This is a genomic window from Pseudomonas sp. GW823-FHT01D03, from assembly GCF_058798255.1.
Window position 1 is genome coordinate 959955 of the sequence record NZ_JBXAKK010000001.1, and the last position, 24112, is coordinate 984066.

Annotated in this window: 16 protein-coding genes; 10 read left to right on the top strand and 6 right to left on the bottom strand. The window is 62.2% G+C overall.

Annotated features, from left to right (window positions below; translation table 11 throughout):
• Positions 1-37: 37 nt before the first annotated feature.
• Positions 38-886, bottom strand: a complete 849-nt coding sequence (nadC, locus tag AC1RBR_RS04140; protein ID WP_095139818.1) for a carboxylating nicotinate-nucleotide diphosphorylase — start codon at positions 884-886, stop codon at positions 38-40.
• 370 nt (positions 887-1256) lie between these two features.
• Between nadC and AC1RBR_RS04145 the strand changes: the two genes are divergently transcribed.
• From AC1RBR_RS04145 to AC1RBR_RS04160, 4 genes are all read left to right on the top strand, one after another.
• Positions 1257-3443, top strand: a complete 2187-nt coding sequence (locus AC1RBR_RS04145) for a DUF1631 domain-containing protein (protein ID WP_492563114.1) — start codon at positions 1257-1259, stop codon at positions 3441-3443.
• A gap of 64 nt (positions 3444-3507) precedes the next feature.
• The gene (ampD, locus tag AC1RBR_RS04150) at positions 3508-4068 is read left to right on the top strand and encodes a 1,6-anhydro-N-acetylmuramyl-L-alanine amidase AmpD (RefSeq protein WP_330207673.1); all 561 of its coding nucleotides are present in this window, start codon (positions 3508-3510) and stop codon (positions 4066-4068) included.
• Positions 4065-4904, top strand: coding sequence for a regulatory signaling modulator protein AmpE (gene ampE / locus AC1RBR_RS04155; RefSeq protein WP_456018667.1), 840 nt, complete (start codon positions 4065-4067; stop codon positions 4902-4904). The genes ampD and ampE overlap by 4 nt, the downstream gene beginning before the upstream one ends.
• Before the next feature lie 1614 nt (positions 4905-6518).
• Entirely contained in the window at positions 6519-7223 is a 705-nt protein-coding gene (locus AC1RBR_RS04160; protein WP_371917844.1) for a methyl-accepting chemotaxis protein, read from the top strand.
• Positions 7224-7340: 117 nt separating this feature from the next.
• Here the strand turns inward: AC1RBR_RS04160 and AC1RBR_RS04165 are convergent, their stop codons facing one another.
• Positions 7341-8117, bottom strand: a complete 777-nt coding sequence (locus AC1RBR_RS04165) for a TatD family hydrolase (protein ID WP_492563116.1) — start codon at positions 8115-8117, stop codon at positions 7341-7343.
• Positions 8118-8120: 3 nt separating this feature from the next.
• Positions 8121-9116: a catabolite repressor/activator gene (cra, locus tag AC1RBR_RS04170; RefSeq protein WP_492563118.1), complete on the bottom strand. Its 996-nt coding sequence runs from the start codon at positions 9114-9116 to the stop codon at positions 8121-8123.
• A gap of 306 nt (positions 9117-9422) precedes the next feature.
• Between cra and ptsP the strand changes: the two genes are divergently transcribed.
• The 4 genes from ptsP (at position 9423) to AC1RBR_RS04190 (ending at position 16685) form a co-directional block, all read left to right on the top strand.
• Entirely contained in the window at positions 9423-12284 is a 2862-nt protein-coding gene (gene ptsP, locus AC1RBR_RS04175) for a phosphoenolpyruvate--protein phosphotransferase (RefSeq protein ID WP_492563120.1), read from the top strand.
• Complete coding sequence (gene pfkB, locus AC1RBR_RS04180) at positions 12284-13225, top strand: 1-phosphofructokinase (RefSeq protein ID WP_492563121.1); 942 nt, start codon at positions 12284-12286, stop codon at positions 13223-13225. The genes ptsP and pfkB overlap by 1 nt, the downstream gene beginning before the upstream one ends.
• 11 nt (positions 13226-13236) lie before the next feature.
• Positions 13237-14970 carry a PTS fructose-like transporter subunit IIB gene (locus AC1RBR_RS04185; RefSeq protein ID WP_492563122.1) on the top strand — a complete coding sequence of 578 codons (1734 nt, stop codon included), beginning with the start codon at positions 13237-13239 and terminating at the stop codon, positions 14968-14970.
• A 173-nt stretch (positions 14971-15143) separates the two neighbouring features.
• On the top strand, positions 15144-16685 hold the full coding sequence (locus AC1RBR_RS04190; protein WP_492563124.1) for an alkaline phosphatase D family protein: 1542 nt from the start codon (positions 15144-15146) through the stop codon (positions 16683-16685).
• A gap of 16 nt (positions 16686-16701) precedes the next feature.
• On the opposite strand, the gene AC1RBR_RS04195 is transcribed toward AC1RBR_RS04190, so the two are convergent.
• From AC1RBR_RS04195 to AC1RBR_RS04205, 3 genes are all read right to left on the bottom strand, one after another.
• Positions 16702-17103, bottom strand: a complete 402-nt coding sequence (locus AC1RBR_RS04195; RefSeq protein ID WP_492563126.1) for an endonuclease domain-containing protein — start codon at positions 17101-17103, stop codon at positions 16702-16704.
• 238 nt (positions 17104-17341) lie between these two features.
• Positions 17342-19870: a PepSY domain-containing protein gene (locus AC1RBR_RS04200; protein WP_492563128.1), complete on the bottom strand. Its 2529-nt coding sequence runs from the start codon at positions 19868-19870 to the stop codon at positions 17342-17344.
• Positions 19871-20106: 236 nt separating this feature from the next.
• The gene (locus AC1RBR_RS04205; RefSeq protein WP_492563129.1) at positions 20107-22434 is read right to left on the bottom strand and encodes a TonB-dependent receptor; all 2328 of its coding nucleotides are present in this window, start codon (positions 22432-22434) and stop codon (positions 20107-20109) included.
• Positions 22435-22641: 207 nt separating this feature from the next.
• Between AC1RBR_RS04205 and AC1RBR_RS04210 the strand changes: the two genes are divergently transcribed.
• Both AC1RBR_RS04210 and AC1RBR_RS04215 read left to right on the top strand, forming a co-directional pair.
• The gene (locus AC1RBR_RS04210) at positions 22642-23322 is read left to right on the top strand and encodes a Fe2+-dependent dioxygenase (RefSeq protein WP_095139806.1); all 681 of its coding nucleotides are present in this window, start codon (positions 22642-22644) and stop codon (positions 23320-23322) included.
• Complete coding sequence (locus AC1RBR_RS04215; protein ID WP_492563131.1) at positions 23319-24077, top strand: tetratricopeptide repeat protein; 759 nt, start codon at positions 23319-23321, stop codon at positions 24075-24077. Before AC1RBR_RS04210 ends, AC1RBR_RS04215 begins: the two co-directional genes overlap by 4 nt.
• Positions 24078-24112: the final 35 nt, after the last annotated feature.

Below are 24112 nucleotides of genomic sequence, written 5' to 3' on the forward strand. Positions count from 1 at the left end.
CCTCAATCGGGCTGGCGTTTTTTATTGCGTGACGGCCTCAGAGGCTGAGGCGCATCGACAGGTCTACCGCTTTCACATCCTTGGTCATCGCACCGATCGAGATGTAATCCACTCCAGTCTCGGCGATCGGCAGCAGCGTGCTTTCGTTGATACCGCCGCTGGCCTCCAGTTTGGCCTTGCCGCCATTCAGGCGCACGGCTTCGCGCATGTCATCCAGGCTCAGTTCGTCGAGCATGATGATGTCGGCGCCGGCAGTCAGCGCTTCCTTCAGCTCTTCCAGACTTTCCACTTCGACTTCCACCGGTTTGCCCGGCGCGATCTTGTGCGCGGCAGCAATGGCTTGCGCGATGCCACCACTGGCGGCGATGTGGTTTTCCTTGATCAGGAACGCGTCGTAGAGGCCGATGCGGTGGTTGTGGCAACCGCCGCAGGTCACCGCGTATTTCTGCGCCAGACGCAGGCCCGGCAGGGTCTTGCGGGTATCCAGCAGCTTGACCTGGGTCTGCGCCACGAAGTCCGCCAGGTACTGCGCGCGCGTCGCCACGCCGGACAGCAGTTGCAGGAAGTTCAGCGCACTGCGTTCGCCAGTCAACAACGAACGGGCCGGGCCTTCCAGATGAAACAGCGGCTGATTGGGTTTGACCCGTTCGCCGTCCCGTACCTGCCAGTGCACCGCGACGCGTGGATCGAGCTGGCGAAACACCGTGTCGACCCACGCCGTGCCGCAGATAACCGCGTCGTCGCGAGTGATGATGGTGGCTTTGGCCAGACGTTCGGCCGGGATCAGTTGCGCGGTGATGTCGCCGCTGCCGACGTCTTCGAGCAACGCACGGCGCACGTTGGCTTCGATTTCGGCGGTCAAATCGGCGAGACGTAGATTCGGCATAACGGGCTCCACAAACTAAGTGCGCCGATTATAGGGGCATGGCAGGAGCCAACCCAAGGCGAGAACGCGCGTGCCTGACTGCAACTGGTCGATTTTCTGTGAGCAAAGCGCCGTTTTTCGTGGTCACTGGAAGGTGTCGCGGGCATAGGGGAAACCCTGACGGCTATAGCGCCGGGGACAAGTTTTGCAAGATAATCCGCCTTGCATTTGACGTCATGGCTTTGACGCCGATGTGGGAGCGGGCTTGCTCGCGAAAGCGGTTTTTCAGTGACAGTTTTGGCGAACGACACACCGCTTTCGCGAGCAAGCCCGCTCCCACAGGGAATTGCGCGGTAACTGCCCAGTGGAATCACCGTTTCAGGAGGCTTGGATGCACAACGACGGGAATGTAGTGCCTTTGCACAAGGCCGCTACCGATCAGGCGAATCACTCGCCGCTCGCCCGCCTGCCTGTGATTCTGCTTCAGGTTCGCGACAAGGCTGCCCAGCAACTGCGCCACGGTTTGCAGGAGTTGTTCGATAACGCCGACGACACCCTGTTCGAAATGGCCGACCGGGCGCGCAACGATGTCGAACAGAACATCTTTTTCGAAGCCATGCGCGATCTGCGCCTCAAGCGCAAAAACATCGAACGGGGTTTTCTCGAGCAATTCTTCGAAGCCTTTGTCGCGCTGATTCAATACGGCGCCGTACCTTCCACATTGCCCGGCGCGCTGATATTCGAGGATTCGGCACCGCGTACCGATGACATGGAGCGCAGCGTGGCAGTCGAAACCATGGTCGGCCGGGTGCTCAAGCGCGACGGCTTCGCTCTTGATCAGCTGACCGCACGCCTCAACGTGTTGCTGGGCAAGGATTTCGATAACCAGCACAACCCGCTCGGCCCGGCGATGCTCTGCGAGTTCTTTCTGCAGGCCGGACGTAACCTGGGCGTGGAGATCAAGGTCAAGCTGATCCTGCTCAAGCTGTTCGAACGCTATGTGCTGGCCGATACCGAGCAGTTGTATGCCGAAGCCAATCAATTGCTGGTCGCCACCGGCGTGTTGCCCGAGTTGAAACCCGCCCCCGCACGCCGCGCGATCGAGCGCGCGGCAGCAAGCATCAGCAGTGAAGAAAGTGACGAACCCGCGCCCGCCGACGAAAGCGTGCAGGAAGTTTTCGCCGCGTTGCAGGAACTGCTGCTGCACGTGCGCGGCAGCGTCGCGCCGACCCTGGAGTCGAGTGCGGCGGCGCAACCGATTAGCACCCGCGATCTACTGCGCCTGCTCTCGCACTTGCAGCAATACGTGCCGGCGCTGGCCGCACAGGACGATTTCGATCTGCGTAATCAGCTCGAGCAGTTGCTGACGCGGGTCAGCGTCAGAAGCGGCAAATCGCGCATCGTCGACGGCGCGGATGAAGACGTGATCAACCTGATCGCCATGGTCTTCGACTGCATCCTCGAGGACCGTAACCTGCCGGATTCGCTCAAGGCATTGATCGCTCGATTACAGATCCCGATGCTCAAGGTGGCGGTGCTCGACAAAAGTTTCTTCAGCCGCAGCAGCCACCCGGCGCGGCGGCTGCTCAATGAAATCGCCGATGCCGCCATGGGTTGGGGCGACTGCAATGGCGAAGCGCGCGACAGCCTGTATCTGCGCATCGAACAAGTGGTGCAGCGCCTGTTGAGCGACTTCGTCGACGACCCGGCGATTTTCTCCGAGCTGCTCGCCGATTTCCTGGCGTTCACCAGTGACGAGCGGCGGCGCAGCGAATTGCTCGAACAGCGTTTGCGCGATGCCGAAGAAGGACGGGCGAAAACCGAACTGGCCCGGCAACGAGTCGAGCAGGTGCTGAATCAGGCGTTGCTGGGTAAAGTCCTGCCGCCGTCGGTGGTGACGTTTGTGCGTGATGCTTGGAGCAAAGTGCTGCTGCTGACCTGCCTCAAACATGGCGACCACTGCGCTGAGTGGCAGGCCGATGTGCAGACCATGGAGCAATTGATCTGGAGCGTGCAGCGTCACGACGAGGCGGACGCCGGTTTGCAGTTGCTGGCGCTGGTGCCCGGTTTGCTCAAATCATTGCGTGATGGCCTGAGCAGTTCGGCTTTCGATCCGTTCGCCACCAGCGAATTTTTCAGCGAGCTGGAAGCGCTGCATGTGCGGGTGCTTGAACCCTCAACCGAGCACCCGCCGGCCGATGCGCCGGCGCTGGTGGAGGTGTCGCAGCACATTACCCTGCGCAGCGCTGATGAGGGCGCGATCGGCTTGAATGCCAGTGGCCTGGCGCATGACGACCCGGGGTTGCGTCAGTTGGAGCAACTGCGCCTGGGCAGTTGGGTCGCGTTCCAGGAAGACGACGAGCATAGCCTGCGCTGCAAGCTGGCCGCGATTATCGAAGCTACCGGCAAATACGTGTTTGTCGACCGTACCGGGATGAAAGTGCTGGAGCGCAGCCGCGTCGACCTGGCCCTTGAGTTTCGCCGTGGCGCGGTGCGGGCACTGGATGACACCTTGCTGTTCGACCGGGCGCTGGAGTCGGTGCTCGGCAATCTGCGGCGACTCAATCGCGGCAAGTGATCGCGCGCCGGGGGCCGATCACGGCATACTGGGCGCCAACACAGTCGGCGTTGAAGGAATCGGTATGCAGTTGGATCCCGCTAGCGGGTGGTGTCACGGGGTGCAGGTCTGCCCATCGCCCAACTTCAATGAACGCCCGGCGGGCGAAATTTCCCTGTTGGTGATCCACAACATCAGCCTGCCGCCGGCGCAGTTCGCCACGGGCAAGGTGCAGGAATTTTTCCAGAATCGTCTGGATGTCACCGAGCATCCCTATTTTGCAGGGATCGCCGACCTGCGCGTCTCGGCGCATTTTCTGATCGAACGTGACGGCAAGGTCACCCAGTTTGTCTCCTGTCTTGAGCGGGCGTGGCATGCGGGCGTGTCGATGTTCGAAGGCCGGGAAACCTGTAACGATTTTTCCGTGGGTATCGAGCTCGAAGGCACTGATGATCTGCCCTTTACCGATGCGCAGTATCAGGCGCTGATCACGTTGACGCGTCAGCTGCAAACAGCATTTCCGGCTATCACCGGCGCCCGTATCTGCGGGCACAGCGACATCGCACCCGGGCGCAAGACCGATCCTGGCCCGGCATTCGACTGGGCGCGTTACCGCGCAGCCCTGGCACAAGAGGAAGGACAATGAGTTTTCTGGTGTTACTGCTGGCGGTCTGGATCGAGAAATTCTCGGCCCTGCGCCATCGGGTTCAACGCGATGGCGGATGGATCCGCGAACTGCACAAACTCGAAAGCAGCCAACGGTTGTCGAATCGACCATGGCTGGTGCTGACGATTCTGGTATTGCTGCCGGTGGCACTGCTCGGCTTGTTGCTGCTGGTGCTGGAGCCCGTGGCGTACGGTTTGCTGGCCTTGCCGGTGCATTTGCTGGTGGTGATTTACGCTTTGGGGCGCGGTGATCTGCTCGGCGGCCTCGGGCCGTTTCGTGACGCCTGGCGTCGTGAAGACCTGCAAGCGGCCGCGCATGTGGCCAAGCGTGATCTGAACATCTGCGCCGACAGCGGCGAGCAGTTGCTGGACCGGGTTCAGGGTCACCTGTTGTGGCAGGCCTATCAGAGCTTCTTCGCGGTGATTTTCTGGTACTTCGTGCTCGGTCCGGTGGCGGCGCTGGCTTATCGCTTGCTGGCATTGGCTGAAGAAAACAGCCAGAACCCGGCGCTCGCCGAACGTGCCGGCCAGTTACGTCACGCTTTTGACTGGTTGCCGGTGCGCCTGCTGGCTGCCAGCCTTGCACTGGTCGGCAACTTCGTCGCGGTCAGCCGGGTGATGTTGCACGAACTGCTGAACTGGAACATCAGCGCCGCGCAACTGATCAACAAGGTCGGGCTGGCAGCCGCTGAGATCCCGCCGCCGGTGGTCGGCCCTGAGGGCATCAACACCCTCGATTGCCTGTGGGAACTGCTGCTGCGCGCGGCGGTGCTGTGGTATGCCGGGTTTGCCTTGTGGACAGTGCTGATCCACTGAACCCTCGGTGAAATTCATTGTGGCGAGGGAGCTTGCTCCCGCTGGGTGGCGAAGCCGCCCTCGCTGTTCATCATAAACGACGCATCCAAGCGATTTGCGTCTGCTGCGCAGCCGAGCGGGAGCAAGCTCCCTCGCCACAAGGTGAGCGATCTGCCCCAGATAGTCGTTAACCTTAAGTTACAAAACCTCCCGCCGATTTGAGCTATACAGAGACAGCGCCCGATAGTGGCTATCTGCTGTCGCCCTGCGCCTGCCAATAAAAACAAGAAAAACCAAGGGAGACTTCCAGTGAAGAGCTTGCTCTATCCCGCCGTCTCGCTGATGAACCGTCTGAGCTTCGGCATGAAGTTCAGCCTGATCAGCGTGCTGTTCCTGGTACCGATGCTGGTGACCAATTTCTATCTGGTGCGCGATTCCTATCGCGAGTTCCAGGGCACCCGGATCGAATTGCAGAGCCTCGATCTGCTGGGCAGCAGCCTGAGCCTGCGCCGGGATCTGGAGACGCTGAACAATCTGGTGCAGATCAACGTCACCCTCGGTCAGTCCGGCAAAGCCGACAACCTCGAAGCGCAGATCAGCAGCCTGGAGCAAACCGTGCTGGCGCGTCTGCAAGGTCTGCAGGCGATGACCGACGATGCCGAGCAGATCAAACTGTTCGACGGCAAACGCGATGAAATGATCAGCGCGTTCAAGGCCCAGCAGGCGGAAAGCTCCCTGCAAAGCAAAAGCGCGATGATCGGCAAGCTGCTCGGCAACGCGCAGATCTTCAGCCAGATCGTCACCAGTCAGGCCGGTCTGAGCCGCGACAACCAGAGCGACATCCGCCAGCTCAGCGAGCTGCTCACCCATATCACCCCGGCCGTGACTCAAACCTTGGGCGAGGGTCGGGCCATCGGTTCGTATTCGTTGGGGCAAGGCTTTCTCAACAGTTCGTCGAGCAGCCGTTTCGACGAGTTGCTGGCGCAGATCGAAAAGCTCCAGGCCGAATACGCGTTGAAATTGCAGGACGCCCTCGACTCCAGCAAAGCCGCGCGCGCCAGCCTCAGCGCGCCGGCCGACAGCAGCAAGGCTTCGCTCAAACAGACCAGCGAACTGTTTGAAGCGAAAGTCGTGATGGCCGAGACCCTCGATACCCCGTGGCAGGCGTTCTATGACCAGGTCACCGCGCTGATGGACACGACCTATCAACTCAACGACGCGACGCTGAAATTCCTCGATACCCAATTGCAGCAGCGCCTGGCGCAAAACCGCACGCACATGGTGTTGCAGGCGGTGGCGCTGGCGGTGGTGTTCGTGCTGATTTTCTATCTCTACGGTGGTTTCTACGCCTCGACCCGCACCACGCTCAAGCGCCTGGGCGCGATGATGGACAAGGTCGCGGCTGGCGATATGACGGTCAATTTCAAGGCCAACAGCCGCGATGAATTGGGTGAGCTGGGGGAGGTGTTCAACGGCACCGTGAGGAAAATCCACGACCTGATCGAGCGGGTCGGGCAGACCGTGGCTGAGGTCGAGCGCCAGGCCGGGCAGGTGGAAACCGTGTCTGCGCAAAGCAATCAGGCAGTGGCCGGGCAGCGCACGCAGATCGAGCAAGTGGCGACGGCGATGAACCAGATGTCGGCGACCTCGCTGGAAGTTGCACGCAGCGCGGCGGCAGCGGTGAGCAGCGCGCACAGCGTCAACGATGAAACCGTCAGCGGTCGCACACTGGTGGAGTCGCAGCAGGGCAGCATTGCCGCGCTGGCCAGTGAGATCGATCAATCGGTGCTGGTGATCAACCAGTTGGCCAGCGACAGCCAGTCGATCAGCCGCGTGCTGGAGGTGATCAAGAGCATTGCCGAGCAGACCAACCTGCTGGCGCTCAACGCTGCCATCGAAGCGGCTCGCGCCGGCGAGCAGGGCCGAGGATTTGCGGTGGTGGCGGATGAAGTGCGCACCTTGGCCAAACGCACCCAACAATCGACCGAAGAAATCGAGCAGATGATCGCCAGACTGCATGGCGGCGTCGGCGCGGCGGTGAAAGCCATGGGTGTCAGCCATCAGATGGCCAACGGCACGGTCGGGCAGTCGGAAAAGGTCCAGCAGGCGCTGGAAAACATCCTCGGCGCGGTAGGCATGATCGTCGACCAGAACCAGCAGATCGCTGCTGCCGTGGAGCAACAGACCGCCGTGGCCCATGACATCGACCAGAACATCGTCGAGATCAACCGCGCCGGCGAGCGCACGGCCCAAGGGGCGCACCAGACCGAAGACGCCAGCCGGGCACTGTCGGCGCAGGTGGTGGAACTCAAGCAACTGATCAGCGCGTTCCGCGTCTGACACCCGCAGATCGAAATGTGGGAGCGGGCTTGCTCGCGAAAGCGGTGTATCAGTCAACGACTAGGCCGACTGGCACGCCGCTTTCGCGAGCACGCCCGCTCCCACCGGGGTTATGGATTACCAGCCGAAGATTTCACAACTGTTGGCGGTACTGGCGGCAGCCAGTTGTTGTGGGCTGATATTCATCAGCTGGGCCAGCGCCTCGCAAATCGCCGGCAGGTGCGCGGGAGTGTTGCGCACACCTGGATACATCGCCGGCGCCATGTCCGGGGAATCGGTTTCGAGCACGATCGAATCCAGCGGCAGATCCGCCAGCACCCGATGCATGCGCAACGCCTGTGGCCAGGTCGGCGCACCACCCAGCCCCAGTTTGAAACCGAGCTTGATGTATTCGCGTGCTTCTTCGCGGCTACCGGCGAAGGCGTGGATGATCCCGGCGCGTTTGAGCTTGAAGCGTTTGAGCGTGGCGATCACCGCCGCGTGGCTGCGGCGGACGTGGATCAACGCCGGCAGTTCAAAATCTGCCGCCAGTTGCAGTTGCGCCTCGAACAGCGCCTGCTGGCGTTCGCGGTCGAGGGTCTCGATGAAGTAATCCAGACCGATCTCGCCCACTGCGCACAACTGTCGATGGCCGCGCAGCCGCGTCAGCCAGTCGCCGAGTGCGTGTAGATCTTCGGGTTGATGCTGATCGAGGTACACCGGATGCAGACCGAATGCCGCATACAGGTCGGCATCGCTCTGCACCAGCTCCCACACCCGTTGCCAATTGCCCTGATAAACCCCCAGCACCACCATCCGCCGCACCCCGAGGGCGCGGCTTTCGGCGAGCAAGGCTGAGCGATCGGCGTCGAAGTCGGGGAAGTCGAGGTGGGTGTGGCTGTCGATCAGCTCCACGGTTCAGTCCCGGTGAATGCGCTGCTTGAAGGTCCGCCCGATGGCCTGCACGCCAGGCTTGTATTGCGATTGCTCGACGGCGGCCAGCGCCAGTTCCAGGGCCTTGTCGGCGATCAACTGGTGCTGCTGGGCCATGGCGTTGACCGGCAGCGGCAGGAAGTCGAGCAACTGCGTGTCGCCGAAGGTGCCCAGACGCAGCGGGCGGGATTTGAGCGGGAAGTCATGCAGCGCATCGAACACGCCCTGCAACAGCACGTAGGACGTGGTCACCAGCGCATCCGGCAAATGCCCCAGACGTTGCAGGAGTTCTTCCATCAGTTGCTTGCCGCATTCGCGACTGAAGGACTCGGCGTGCTCGATCAGCACTTCGCCTTTGAAGTCGGCCAGTGCCTGCTTGAAGCCGGCCGCACGCTCCTGACTGATGCTCAGCTCCGGACGCGCGCCGAGCAGCACGATCTGTTTCGGCTGGGGATCGAGCAGGCTCTGGGTCAGGTGCAGACTGGCTTCACGATCGTCACTGATCACCGAGCAGAAGTGCTCGGGGTCCATGACCCGGTCGATGGCGATGATCGGCAAACCCTTGGCCTGCAACTGATGATAGCTGTCGTCACCGGTCGGCAGGCAACTGGCGACGATCAGCGCATCGCAGCGGCGCGCCTTGAACAGTTGCAGCAACTGGCGCTCGCTGTCTGGCGCATCGTCGGAGCTGGCGATCAGCAACTGATAACCCCGCGCCCGCGCGCCTTGCTCCAGCAGTTTGGCGATCCGCGCGTAACTGGGGTTTTCCAGATCCGGCAGAATAAAGCCCAACGTGCGGGTGTGCCGACTGCGCAACCCGGCCGCTTGTGGATTGGGGGTGAAGCCGTGCTGTTCGACGACCGCACGCACCCGCTCGACCGTGGCGTTGCTGATGCGTTGCTGTTCGGCCTTGCCGTTGATGACGTAGCTGGCGGTGGTCACGGACACTCCGGCCAACCGCGCGATATCACTGAGTTTCAACCCGGGATTTCCTTGTTTTTTCGAGCTTGCCGCCACATTTTCGCCAATCCTACCCGATTCGGGCAGACGACTATTGTCGCAGCGCATCCGACAAGTTGGACTTCAAGGATGAGACATTATCGAGTAACGTGCCGATCAATCTAGATTAAACGTTTCAGCAAGCGTATTTTCTACGTTTTAGACGCCTTTGGCCGGTTCTGCCGTGAAACCGCCAAAACTGCCGCTGAAAAGCAGGCTGACCAGCGCCTAAGCTGTGACCATTCAAAACAATATCCTGGCGCATCCATGTGCCAAAAAGGAGATCGCATGCTCGAGCTCACTATAGAGCAGATATCCATGGGCCAATCGGCTGTGGATAAACCCGCCGCCCTGCAATTACTCGCCAATCATCTGGTGGCCGATGGCCTGGTCGCCGATGGCTACCTCGCCGGCTTGCAGGCCCGGGAAGCCCAGGGCTCGACCTTTCTCGGCCAGGGTATCGCCATCCCCCACGGTACGCCCGAGACCCGCGATCAGGTATTCGCCACCGGCGTGCGCCTGATGCAGTTTCCCGAGGGTGTGGATTGGGGCGATGGCCAGATCGTTTATCTGGCGATCGGCATCGCCGCCAAATCCGACGAACACCTGCGCCTGCTGCAACTGCTGACCCGCGCCCTCGGCGAGACCGATCTGGGCCAGGCCCTGCGCCGCGCCAGCTCGCCGGAAGCGCTGCTGAAACTGCTGCAAGGCGCGCCACAGGAACTGGCGCTGGATGCGCAGATGATCGGCCTCGGCGTGTCGGCTGACGATTTCGAAGAACTGGTCTGGCGTGGTGCGCGTCTGCTGCGGCAGGCCGATTGCGTGAGCAACGGTTTTGCCGGTGTGCTGCAACAAGTCGAAGCGCTGCCGCTGGGTGATGGCCTGTGGTGGCTGCACAGCGAGCAAACCGTGAAGCGCCCGGGCCTGGCCTTCGTCACCCCGGACAAACCGATGCGTTACCTCGGCCAGCCGCTCAGCGGTCTGTTCTGTCTCGCCAGTCTGGGTGAGGCGCATCAGGCGCTGCTCGAACGTCTGTGCGCATTGCTGATCGAAGGGCGCGGCCATGAACTGGGCCGCGCCACCAGCAGTCGCAAAGTCCTCGAAGTGCTCGGTGGCGAACTGCCCGCCGACTGGCCGAGCGCGCGCATTGCCCTGGCCAACGCTCACGGTCTGCACGCACGTCCGGCGAAGATCCTTGCGCAACTGGCGAAGAGTTTTGACGGCGAAATCCGCGTGCGCATCGTCGACAGCGCGGACAGCGCCGTGTCGGTAAAAAGCCTGAGCAAACTGCTGAGCCTCGGCGCCCGTCGCGGTCAGGTGCTGGAGTTGATCGCCGAACCGGGCATCGCCGCCGATGCCTTGCCGGCGTTGCTGGCCGCTATCGAAGAAGGCCTCGGCGAAGAAGTCGAACCGCTGCCGGCCGTGAGCCAGCAACGCGAAGTCATCGCCGATATCGCCGAGGTGCTGATCGCCCCGGCGTCCGGCGCGCAGTTGCAGGCGATCCCGGCGGCACCGGGCATCGCCATTGGGCCTGCGCACATTCAGGTGCAGCAGGCGATCGATTACCCGTTGCGCGGCGAGTCCGCCGCCATTGAACGCGAGCGCCTCAAGCAAGCGCTGAGCGATGTGCGCAGTGACATCCAAGGCCTGATCGAACGCAGCAAGGCCAAGGCCATCCGCGAGATTTTCATCACCCACCAGGAAATGCTCGACGACCCGGAACTGACCGATGAAGTCGACACCCGCCTCAAGCAAGGTGAAAGCGCCGAAGCAGCGTGGATGGCGGTGATCGAAGCGGCGGCCAAACAACAGGAATCGCTGCAGGACGCGTTGCTCGCTGAGCGGGCGGCGGACCTGCGGGACATCGGGCGCCGGGTGCTGGCGCAACTTTGCGGTGTGCAAACGCCGAACGAGCCCGAGCAGCCGTACATTCTGGTGATGGACGAGGTCGGTCCGTCGGACGTCGCGCGACTCGATCCGGCGCGGGTAGCGGGGATTCTCACCGCTCGCGGCGGCGCCACCGCGCACAGTGCAATCGTCGCCCGTGCTCTCGGGATTCCAGCGTTGGTGGGGGCGGGCGCTGCGGTGTTGCTGTTGGAACCGGGCACGCCGTTGCTGCTCGACGGCCAGCGCGGTCGCCTGCACGTCGACGCCGATGCCGCGACCCTGCAACGTGCCGCCGAAGAACGCGACACCCGCGAGCAGCGCCTCAAGGCCGCCGCCGAACAACGTCATCAACCGGCGCACACCACTGACGGTCATGCCGTGGAAGTGTTCGCCAATATCGGTGAAAGCGTCGGGGTTACCGCTGCGGTCGAGCAGGGCGCCGAGGGCATCGGTCTGCTGCGCACCGAACTGATTTTCATGGCCCACCCGCAAGCGCCAGACGAAGCCACTCAAGAGGCCGAATACCGTCGCGTTCTCGACGGCCTCGCCGGGCGGCCGCTGGTGGTACGCACCCTCGATGTCGGTGGCGACAAACCGCTGCCGTACTGGCCGATCGCCAAGGAAGAAAACCCGTTCCTCGGCGTGCGCGGCATTCGCCTGACGTTGCAGCGCCCGCAGGTCATGGAAGCGCAGTTGCGCGCCTTGCTGCGTTCGGCGGACAACCGTCCGCTGCGGATCATGTTCCCGATGGTCGGCAGCGTCGAAGAGTGGCGTCAGGCCCGCGACATGACCGAGCGTCTGCGCCTGGAAATCCCGGTCGCTGACTTGCAACTGGGGATCATGATCGAAGTACCGTCCGCTGCATTGCTGGCGCCGGTGCTGGCCAAGGAAGTCGACTTCTTCAGTGTCGGCACCAACGATCTGACGCAATACACCCTGGCCATCGACCGTGGTCACCCGACCCTCTCGGCCCAGGCTGACGGCTTGCACCCGGCGGTGCTGCAACTGATCGACATCACCGTGCGCGCTGCGCATGCCCATGGCAAATGGGTCGGTGTCTGCGGCGAACTGGCGGCGGATCCGCTGGCGGTGCCGGTGCTGGTCGGCCTTGGCGTCGATGAGCTGAGCGTGTCCGGTCGCAGCATCGCCGAGGTCAAGGCGCGCATCCGCGAACTCAGCCTGACCCAGGCGCAAACCCTTGCTCAACAAGCCCTCACCGTGGGCAGCGCGAACGAAGTGCGTGCATTAGTGGAGGCCCTGTAATGGCCAAGATTCTCACCCTGACCCTCAACCCGGCGCTGGACCTCACGGTCGAGCTGTCACGCCTGGAGGCCGGTCAGGTCAACCGCAGCGACGAGATGCACACCCACGCTGCCGGCAAAGGCGTGAACGTCGCCCAGGTACTCGCAGACCTCGGGCATCAACTGACGGTCAGCGGCTTTCTCGGCGAAGACAATCTGCAAGCCTTCGAAACCCTGTTCGCCAAGCGCGGCTTTGTCGACGCGTTCCTCCGCGTGCCGGGGGAGACGCGCAGCAACATCAAGGTCGCCGAGCACGACGGGCGCATCACCGACATTAACGGCCCGGGGCCGGTGGTCGACGCGGCAGCGCAGCAGGCGTTGCTTGAGCGTCTGTTGCAGATCGCTCCGGGGCATGACGCGGTGGTGGTCGCCGGCAGTCTGCCGCGTGGCGTCAGCACGCAGTGGTTGCGCGAGTTGATCGAACGCCTGAACGGTCTCGGCCTGAAGGTCGCCCTCGACAGCAGTGGCGAAGCCTTGCGCGCGGCCATTGAAGCGCGCCCGTGGCTGATCAAGCCGAACACCGAAGAACTCGCCGATGCGCTCGATTGCGATGTGGTTTCGCACGCGGCCGAAGCGCAGGCAGCGGCGTGCCTGCACGCCAAGGGTATCGAGCACGTGGTGATTTCCCACGGCGCTGACGGTGTGAACTGGTTCAGTGTCGGCTCGGCGCTGCATGCCACGCCGCCCAAGGTCACGGTCGCCAGTACGGTGGGTGCCGGCGATTCGCTGCTGGCCGGCATGCTCCACGGTTTGCTCAGTGCCGATACTCCCGAGCAGACCCTGCGCACGGCCACGGCGATTGCTGCGATGGCGGTGACGCAGATCGGTTTCGGCATCAACGATGCGGCGCAACTAGCGCAGCTCGAACAGGGCGTACGCGTGCGTCCCCTGACAGAACAATAAGAGGGTTTGTCATGAAATTAGCCATTGTCACGGCCTGCCCGAACGGCATGGTCACCAGCGTGCTGTGCGCCCGCCTGCTCGATGCGGCGGCCCAACGGCAGGGCTGGAGCACCAGCGTCGAAGTGGTCGATGCGGCGCACCCGGAGCGCGAATTGTCGGCCGCCACCATTGAGGCGGCGGAGTGGGTGTTGCTGGTGGCCACCGGCGACATCGACATGACGCGTTTTGTCGGCAAGCGCGTGTTCCGCATCGCCCCGGCGCAAGCGCTGCAGGATGTCGAAGCGGTGCTGCGTCGCGGTGCCGAAGAGGCCGAAATTTACGTCGCCAGCGAAGCCGTCCCCGTTGCCACAGCGCAACGTGCGCCGCGCATTGTCGCGATCACCGCGTGCCCGACCGGCGTCGCCCACACCTTCATGGCCGCCGAGGCGTTGCAGCAGACGGCCAAGCGTCTGGGCTATGAACTGCACGTCGAAACCCAGGGTTCGGTCGGCGCGAAAACCCCGCTCAGCGCGACAGCGATTGCCGAGGCTGACGTGGTGTTGCTGGCGGCGGACATCGAAGTCGCCACCGAGCGTTTTGCCGGCAAGAAAATCTATCGCTGCGGCACCGGGATTGCCTTGAAGCAATCCGAAGCGACACTGAAAAAAGCTCTCGCCGAAGCTCAGGTTGAGAGCGCTGCGAGCGACGGCAAGGCGCCGGCCAAGCAAGAGAAGACCGGGGTCTACAAACACCTGCTGACCGGTGTCTCGTTCATGCTGCCGATGGTGGTGGCCGGTGGTCTGATGATCGCGCTGTCGTTCGTCTTCGGCATCACCGCGTTCAAGGAAGAAGGCACGCTGGCGGCAGCGCTGATGCAGATCGGCGGCGAAACCGCGTTCAAGCTGATGGTGCCGCTGCTCGCCGGTTACATCGCCTACTCGATCGCCGACCGCCCGGGCCTGGCGCCGGGGATGATTGGTGGCTTGCTCGCCAGTACGCTGGGGGCAGGGTTTATCGGCGGGATCGTCGCCGGTTTCATCGCCGGTTATGCGGCCAAGGCCATCAGTCGCTATGTCGCCTTGCCGCAGAGTCTTGAAGCGCTGAAACCGATTCTGATCATTCCGTTGTTCGCTAGCCTGATCACCGGTCTGGTGATGATTTACGTGGTCGGTAAACCGGTCGCCGGGATGCTCGCGGCGCTGACGCATTTTCTCGACAGCATGGGCACCACCAACGCGATTCTGCTCGGCGTGTTGCTCGGCGGCATGATGTGCGTCGACCTCGGCGGGCCGATCAACAAAGCCGCGTACGCGTTCTCGGTGGGTCTGCTGGCTTCGCAGAGTTATGCGCCGATGGCCGCGACCATGGCCGCCGGCATGGTGCCGCCAATCGGGCTGGGCATTGCCACGTTCATCGCCCGCCGCAAGTTCGCCCAGACCGAGCGCGAGGCCGGTAAAGCGGCGCTGGTGCTGGGGCTGTGTTTCATCTCCGAAGGGGCGATTCCGTTTGCCGCGAAAGACCCGCTGCGGGTGATTCCGGCGAGCATCGCCGGTGGTGCGTTGACCGGCGCGTTGTCGATGTACTTCGGCTGCAAACTGATGGCGCCGCACGGTGGCTTGTTTGTGCTGGCGATCCCGAATGCGATCAATCATGCGTTGCTGTATCTGCTGGCGATTGTCGCGGGGAGTCTGTTGACTGCTGTTGTCTATGCGACGGTCAAGCGCCCGGAAGCCGTTGAGTTGGCGCTGGAACCCGCCAAAGCCTGACACTGCAATACCCCTGTGGGAGCGGGCTTGCTCGCGAAGGCGTCATGTCAGTCCGATATTTCTTAAACTGACACACCGCTTTCGCGAGCAAGCCCGCTCCCACAGGGGGGATGTGTTGTCATGCCGGATTCATCATCCCGTGCTTAAGTTTTCCTTTTTCCAGGGAGAACAGCATGAGCGATTTCAATCCGGGACGTCGGCGGGTCATGCAGGTGGTCGGTGCCGGGCTGCTGATGCCGGGGCTGGCGCCGGCGGTGATCGCGTCGGTCAAGGATCGGCCGCAACTCACCGACGGCGTGCAGTCCGGCGACCTGCAAGGCGACCGCGCGATGATCTGGAGCCGCAGCGACCGTCCGGCGCGGATGGTGGTCGAGTGGGACACCCGCAGTCAGTTTCGTCACCCGCGCCGTGTAGTCTCGCCACTGGCCGATGCGCGCACTGACTTCACCGCCCGTGTCGAACTCACCGGTCTGCCCGCTGATCAGGCGATTTTCTATCGGGTGTATTTCAAGGACGCACAATCCGGCGTCGCCAGCGAACCGTGGCTCGGCCATTTGCGCAGCGCTCCGAAAGCGCGGCGCAACATCCGCTTCGTCTGGAGCGGCGACACCGTCGGCCAGGGCTTTGGCATCAACCCGGACATCGGCGGCATGCGCATCTACGAATCCATGCGCCTGCGCCTGCCGGACTTCTTTATCCACAGCGGCGACACCATCTACGCCGACGGCCCGGTGCCGGCGCAACTGACCACCGAGGGTGGGCGGATCTGGCGCAACCTCACCACTGAGGCCAAGAGCAAAGTCGCCCAGACCCTTGACGATTATCGCGGCAACTACCGCTACAACCTGATGGACGAAAACATCCGCCGCTTCAACGCCGAAGTACCGCAGATCTGGCAGTGGGACGACCACGAAGTGGTCAACAACTGGTCGCCGGGCAAGCAGCTCGACGAGCGTTATCAGGAAAAAGATATCCACACCCTGGTCGGCCGCGCGCGCAAGGCCTGGCTGGAGTATTCGCCGATGCGCCTGCAGGCGGCCGATGGCGGCGGGCGGATTTATCGCAAGCTCGGTTACGGGCCGATGCTCGATGTGTTCGTGCTCGACATGCGCAGTTATCGCGGCGCCAACGACGACAACCTTGGCGCGGCCAAACCGTTCCTCGGGCGTGAGCAACTGGACTGGCTCAAGCGTGGCTTGAAGCACTCCAAGGCGCAGTGGAAGGTGATCGCCGCCGACATGCCGATCGGCCTCGGCGTGCCCGACGGTGAAGTCAGCCCGGGCGTGGCGCGCTGGGAGGCCGTCGCCAACGGTGATCCCGGCCCGGCGCAGGGACGTGAGCTGGAAGTCGCCGAGTTGCTGGGTTTCCTGCGGGCGCAGCAGGTGCGCAATTTCGTGTTTCTGACGGCGGACGTGCATTACTGCGCAGCGCATCACTACCACCCGGATCGCGCGGCGTTTCAGGATTTCGAACCGTTCTGGGAATTTGTCGCCGGGCCGCTGAATGCCGGGAGTTTCGGCCCTAATCCACTGGACAAGACCTTCGGCCCGGAGGTGGTGTTCCAGAAGGCCCCGCCCACGCAGAATGCTTCACCTTTTGCCGGGTTTCAGTTCTTTGGTGAGGTGAACATCGAAGGGCAGAGCGGGGAGATGAGTGTGGTGTTGCGGGATTTGAATGGGGGGGCGGTTTTCGAGCAGAAATTGCAGCCAGTTTGAAGATCAAAAACAACCCTCACCCCGGCCCTCCCGAAACGTCGGACCGCTTGGAGGGTGAGGGCATTTTTCGCTTCGCGGCAATTCTTGTGATTTGCTCCAGTACATTTTCCATCTGCTGCATCACTTCAAGATTACTGAACCGCATAACTTCAATGCCCTGACGTTCCAGGAAAAGCGTCCGACGTTGATCGTGGATCAAGCCCGCTATTTCATAGTGTTGACCCCCATCCAGCTCAATCGCCAGTTTCAACTCTACGCAGTAAAAATCCAGGACATAGGGCAGACATGGAAACTGCCTGCGGAATTTCAGATTGGCGATTTGGCGTGAACGAAGTTTTTGCCAGAGTAATTGTTCGCAAACGGTTTGGTTGGCGCGTAAATGGCGGGCGAACTGAGCGAGAGTGAGGCGATTTTGCATGCTTCACGATCCTTGTGAAGTGGCTGGAAATCTCACTGTAGACGAGGACCCTCACCCCAGCCCTCTCCCGGAGGGAGAGGGAGCCTACGGAGTTGTATCGAGTTGTACATCGACCTGAAAGACCGAGTCGATTACGGATTCGGTACATCACCTTCAGGTCGGCGTATTTATCCGGCATCCCCCAATCAGTCCCCTCTCCCTCCGGGAGAGGGTTAGGGTGAGGGGCTCTTTGGCTGAGTCAGTACACGTCGCGGCGATAGCGGCCCTGTTCGATCAGGCGTTCGACTTCGGCGGTGCCAAGGATGTCGTTGAGTGCCTGATCCACGCCGGCGGCCATGCCCTGCAGGCTGCCGCAGATGTAGATCACTGCGCCGTCAGCCAGCCATTTTTTCAGCTCGTCAGCAGATTCGCGCAAGCGATCCTGCACGTAAATCTTTTGCGCCTGATCCCGCGAAAACGCCAGATCGAGTCGCGCCAGATCGCCATTGATCAACCACTCTTCCAGCTCTGCACGGCAAAGGAAGTCGTGCTGACGATTGCGCTCGCCGAACAGCAGCCAGTGACGCTGCTGACCGTCGGCGATGCGCGCCTTGAGCAGGCTGCGCAGCCCGGCGAGGCCGGTGCCGTTGCCCAGCAGAATCATCGGCACCGCTTCGTTCGGCAAGTGGAAGCCACTGTTGCGTCGCACGCGCAGGCTGATGCTGCCGCCCACGGGCGCATGCTCGGTCAGCCAGCCGGAGCCGATGCCCAGGCTGCCGTCGCTGTGTTGTTCCTGACGCACGATCAGTTCCAGCACGCCGTCGGCGGCAATCGAGGCGATCGAGTATTCGCGCATGGCCAGCGGCACCATCGCATCGACCAGCGCTTGCGCGTGCAGGCCGACCAGATGCGCGCGATGTTCGGGTAACTGGCGGCTGGCGAGGGCGATTTCCAGTGGTTCTTCGAGGCCGTTGACCTTCACCGTGGTTTCGCCACGAATGCCGAGGCCGTCGAGGAAATGTTCGATGGCCCACGGGCAGTTGCGCGGCAGCACTTCCACCAGATCCCCGGCCAACCAGCTGCTGGTGCTCGGCGCCTTCAGGCCCAACAGGTAAACCGGCGCGCCGCTGCTGTCGGGGTTCATCAGTTCGCGGCTGACCAGCGTCCAGTTGTCGTAGCTCGGCGCTTGCCAGGTGTCGACCGGCGCTTGCCCGGTCAACTGTCCGAGCTGGGTTTGCCAGTGACGCAGGGCGTAGGGGTCGCCGCTGTCGACTTCGACCGGGGCGAACAGGGTCTTGCCGCCGTGCTCGCCCAACCACTGATGCAGGCGTCGGGCGAAGCCACAGAAATTCTGGTACTGGCGGTCGCCGAGGCCCAGCACCGCATAGTTCAGGCCGTCGAAGCTGGCGGCGTTGCTCAGGACTTTGCGCTCGAAACCGCGCGCGCTGTCCGGTGCTTCGCCGTCGCCGAAGGTGCTGACCACGAACAGCGCGTTATTCGATTCACGCAGATCCTGCGCGCTGACGTTTGCCAGCGGCTGCACCTTCACCGGCAATCCGGCGGCCTGCAGTTGTCCGGCGGTCTGCCACGCCAGTTGTTCGGCAAAACCGCTCTGGCTGGCGAAACCGACCAGCCATGCCGGTGCGTCAGCGGCCGGTGCCTGAAGACCTTTGCGTGCGTCCTGAATCTGCTTTTTCTTGCGCCGGCGATCCAGATACAGCAGCCACCCGGTGATGAAAAACAGCGGCATGCACACGGCGGCGAGGGTGACGATGATCCGTCCGACGAGGCCGAAATAGCTGCCGACGTGCAGCGCGTAAATGCTGGTCAACAGCTGCGCCTTGATGCTCTTGTCGGCGTAGCGGTCGACACGTTTGACGATGCCCGTGGCCGGGTCGAGGGTGATCTGGTTCAGCGCGCGATCATGCGGTGAGCTGTCGAGCAGGTAGAACACGGTCGCCGGTTGCCCAGCCACTGGCGGCATGCGGATGTTGTAAGCCGACAGGCCCGGGCCGGCGGCGCTGTAGATGCTGCTCCACATCGCGGCGTAGTCGGCGGTCGGCGCCGGGCCTTCCGGTGCCGGCCCGCGACCACCGCGCACGCGCTCGTTTTGCGGCGCGTCGGAAAGCAGTCGGGTCAGGCCTTTGTTGTACCACTCGTACGACCAGGACAACCCGGTCAACGCCAGCAGCAGGTACACCAGCAGGCACCAGGTGCCGGCCACCGAGTGCAGATCCCAGTTGAAGCTGCGGCCCTTTTTCTTCCAGTCGAGGGTCAGCCACACGCGCCAGCTGTTCCACTGGCGTGGCCAGCGCAGGTACAGCCCGGAGAGGCAGAAGAACAGCAGGATCAGGGTGCAGGCGCCGGTGATGTTGCGCCCGGTGTCGCCCATGGCGAGAAAGCGGTGCAGTTGCAGCATCAGGCCGAAGAAGTCCTGACCCACGGCGTCGCCCATGAACTCGCCGGTGTATGGGTCGAAGTAGCGCATCTCGCCACGGCGTTCGCCTTTTGGCGGGGTGAAGTAGACGCGCGCGGCGTTGCCACTGTCGGTTTCGACCCAGAGCATCCCGACTTTCTTGCCGGAGTTCGCTTCGATGTGTTCCACCAGCTCGACTGGAGGCAGGACGCCAGCGACCTGTTTTTCCACTTGCAACACCGACGGGTTCAGCGCCCGCAGGATTTCGTCCTGGAACGAATAGGCGGCACCGGTAATGCCCATCAGGGCCAGCACCAGCCCGGCAGTGATGCCGAAAAACCAGTGCAACTGGAACAGGGTTTTCTTCAACACGTTGCTCGCCTTGTCCGTTCGAAAATTGTCATCACGGCGCGCATTATGCCGTGGGTTGTCGAGAGCTTCTTTGATTACGCACAAAGGCCCCGTTCAATCTAATGAACGGGGCCGGATCTGCTGATTGCATTAACTGTGGGAGGGGGCTTGCTCCCGAATGCGTCGTGTCAGTCGATATCTATTTCACTGACACATCGCCTTCGCGAGCAAGCCCGCTCCCACATTTACCGCATCAATCAGAAGTGGAAGTTGGTGCTCAACAGCGCCGTACGGCCCGCCGCCTGGTTGGCGAAGTGGGTCGAGAAGGCTTTGTCGTAGTAGGTTTCATTGGTCAGGTTCTGCACGTTGAGTTGCAGGTCGACGTTCTTGCTCAGCTTGTAGGCGGCCATCGCGTCGTAACGTACATAGGAATCGACCATCGTGGTGTTCGCTACGCTGCCGTAGACGTCGTCGACGTAGAACGCGCCGCCACCGAGGGTCAGCTTCGGTGTGACCTGATAAGTGGTCCACAGGCTGGCGCTGTTTTTCGGCGTGTTGGGCAACTCGTTACCGTTGTTGATTTTGTTGGCTGGCAGGTCACCGCCGTCCACCTGTTCGCTGTCCATGTAGGCGTAGCCGGCGAACACTTGCCACTTGTCGGTGATCTTGCCGCTGGCCGACAGCTCGATACCTTGCACGCGGGTCTTGCCGGCGTTCTCATAGGAGGTGGTGTCGACTTGCACGCGAGCGTTTTCTTTCTCGGTGCGGAACACGTCAGCGGTCAGCGACAGGCGATCGTTCAACAGATCCCACTTGGTGCCGATTTCGTAGTTCTTGGTGGTTTCCGGCTCCATGTCGCTCTTGAGCAGGTTGCCACTGCGATCCGGGGTGCCGCCCAGCGGGTTGCCTTCCTGGCCTTCACCGAGGGTGTTGCCCGGTGGCGTCGCGGAGGTCGCGTAGGAGGCGTAGATGCTTCCGTTCGGTGCCGGTTTGTAGACCACGCCGAACTGACCGGTGACGAATTCGCTGGTGTCATCACCCTTGGAGGTGGTGGTGCCGGCGTTGTTGTAGGTCTTGTAATCGGTGTCGAAGTGGTCGTAACGCAGGCCCATGTTCACCAGCCACTGCTCGGACAACTCCAGGGTGTCGAACGCATACAGCGCGTAAGTGTTGGCCTTGGTGTCGGTGCCGGCGTAGTTGCGCGAGATCGCGCCGTTCCACGGATCGTTCGGGTTCGGGTTCGACAGCGAGGTGCAGTTGTAGCCGCTCGATGCGCCGATCATCGACGGGGTGCAGTTGCTGCTTGCTGCCACATTAGTGGTGCGCGGCGTGGTGTCGGTGTTGACGTTGTACGAGGACTTCTGGCCTTCCTCGCGGGTGTATTCGACACCGGTGGAGAAGCTGTTCTTGAAACCGGCGACGTAGAAATTGCCGAACAGATCAGTCTGGTTGGTGGTGGTCTCGGTGTTGCTGACCCGCGTGTTGGCACGGCGCCAGACGCTGCCATTGTTGACGTTGCCCTTGCTGTCGTCCGGCTGAGTCAGGATGTAATCCTGCATGCTGGTGCCGTGGCGCAGGGTGTTCTTGATGGTCAGCGAGTCGCTCAGGTCATGCTCGATGGCGAAGGTCGCGGTGTCGGTGCGGCCCTTGCGGAAATCGCGATCCAGACCGTAGAAATTGCTGTGATCACCACCGGCGTACGGCTTGTCCGGGTTGGACTTGGTGCGTGCCGCCGAACCACCGGCCGGGATGGTGTAGGGAATGCCCGAGTCCGGGGTGTCGTTGCTTTCCAGATGGTAGTAGTCAAGGTTGACGCGGGTGTCGGTGCCCAGGCCAAACGCCAGGGATGGCGCGATACCCCAGCGATCGTAGTCGACCTTGTCGCGACCGGCGACATTGCTCTCGTGGCTCATCAGGTTCAGGCGGCCGGCAGCGGTGTCGCTGAACTGGTAGTTGCCGTCCAGGGTGTAACGCTGGGTCTGGTCAGAACCCCAGGTGAAGCCGCCGTCGAACGAATTGCCCAGGTGCGCTTTCTTGCTCACCAGGTTGATGCTGCCGCCGGCTGCGCCGCGACCGCCGATGGCCGAGTTCGGGCCCTTGCTGACTTCGATGTTTTCCACGGCGAAGATTTCGCGGCTCTGCGAACCGGTGTCGCGCACGCCGTCGAGGTAGGTGTCACCCTGGGCGTCGAAGCCACGAATGAACGGACGGTCACCCTGCGGGTTGCCACCTTCACCGGCACCGAAGGTGATGCCCGGCACGGTGCGCAGCGCGTCCTGCATGTTCAGGGCGCCGGTGTCTTTGAGCACTTGTTGCGGGATGACGGTGACCGAGCGCGGCGTGTCGACCAGCGGCGCGGTGTACTTGGGCGAGGAGGCTTTTTCGACCTGGTAGGACGTCGAGTCCTGCGCTTCGCCGGTGATGGCGGTGGCATCCAGGGCGATGGCACTGCCAGAGGCTTTGCTATCGGTCTTTTCCGCGGCGAAGACCATCTGGCCAGCAGAGCCGGCGGTGATGGCGACACCAATGGCCGACGCGAGCAGACGTGGTGAACTGACCGGCAATTGAACCTGTTGACGTGACATTTTTATTCCCCTCCCCAAGGATTTGAGGTCGCGGAATATAGGGTAAACAGGTATTCGTATCAATTGCGAAACATTGTTATTCGCGACGAATTTACATTCTTTACAATTTAACCTTACGGTTTTTGCCGATTCATCCGTCGTGCGGGTTTTACACAGCCAATAAGAATCAATAACATTGGCACCCCTTTACCATCAGGTACGATCACCATGCTGCTGCACATCCCCGGCCTGTTCGCCAAAGAAGAAGTGCAGCGCATCCGCGAGGCGCTGGAGCAGGCGGATTGGGCTGATGGCAAGATCACCGCCGGCTACCAGTCGGCCAAGGCCAAGCACAATCTGCAATTGCCTGAAGGCCATCCACTGGCCAAGGAAATCGGCGCAGCGATGCTCGAACGGCTGTGGAAAAATCCGCTGTTCATGTCTGCCGCGCTGCCGCACAAAGTATTCCCGCCGTTACTCAACTGCTACACGGCGGGCGGCAGTTTCGACTTTCACATCGACAACGCCGTGCGCCAGCCCAAAGGCAGCATCGAGCGGGTGCGCACCGATCTGTCGGCCACACTGTTTTTCAGCGAACCCGAGGATTACGACGGCGGCGAGCTGGAGATTCAGGACACCTTCGGCACGCAACGGGTGAAACTGCCCGCCGGCGACATGGTGCTCTATCCCGGAACCAGCCTGCACAAGGTCAACGCGGTCACGCGGGGTGCGCGTTATGCGTCGTTCTTCTGGACGCAAAGCCTGGTGCGCGAAGACAGTCAGCGCGCGTTGTTGTTCGAGATGGACGGGGCGATTCAGCAACTGACTCAAGACATGCCTGATCATCCTTCGCTGATCCGCCTCACCGGTACGTATCACAACCTGCTGCGGCGCTGGGTCGAGGTATGAGTTTCCTGCTGCGTCGCGAGGAAATCCTCAGCGGCGAACAACTTAGCGCCATGCTCGGCGAAAGTCCGGCCCGTGCCGCGCAAGCGATTTTGCTCGCGGCGGGTGAGGGCGAAGTTGAAGCGCAGGCGTTGCTTGGACAGATTCTTCTGGATGGACAGGGCATCGCGCAGGATCAGCCGCTGGCGCTGCGCTGGTTCGGCATCGCCGCCGGGCGCGGGCATTTGATGGCGCGCAACATGCTCGGGCGTTGTCATGAGCATGGCTGGGGGTGTTCGGCAGATGCGGCTATTGCCGCACAGCACTATCGGATCGCGGCGCAAGCCGGACTGGACTGGGCGATGTACAACCTCGCCAATCTGCTCGCCACCGGGCGGGGCGTGGCGGTGGATCATCAACAGGCGTTGGCGCTGTATCGGCGCGCGGCTGAATTCGGCCATGCGAAATCGATGAATCTGCTGGGGCGCTATCTGGAAGAAGGGCAGGTGTGCCCGGCGGATCCTGTGGCAGCGCGCGATTGGTATCGACGTTCGGCCGAGGCTGGGGATTTTCGTGGGCAGTTCAGTTTTGCTGCAGTTTTGGCGGACGAAGGGCGGATTGATGAGGCGGTCGATTGGCTTGAGAAAGCTTTGGCCGGCGGCAATCTGAATTTTCTGCGGGTGGCGAGTCAGGCACTGTTCAGTGCGACAGATCCCGGAATCCGGGGGATGGCATCCAGATATCAGCTTCGCGCCGATGAGTTAAGCCGCACTGCATAACCCCAGTGGGGGCGGGCTTGCTCGCGAAGGCGTTG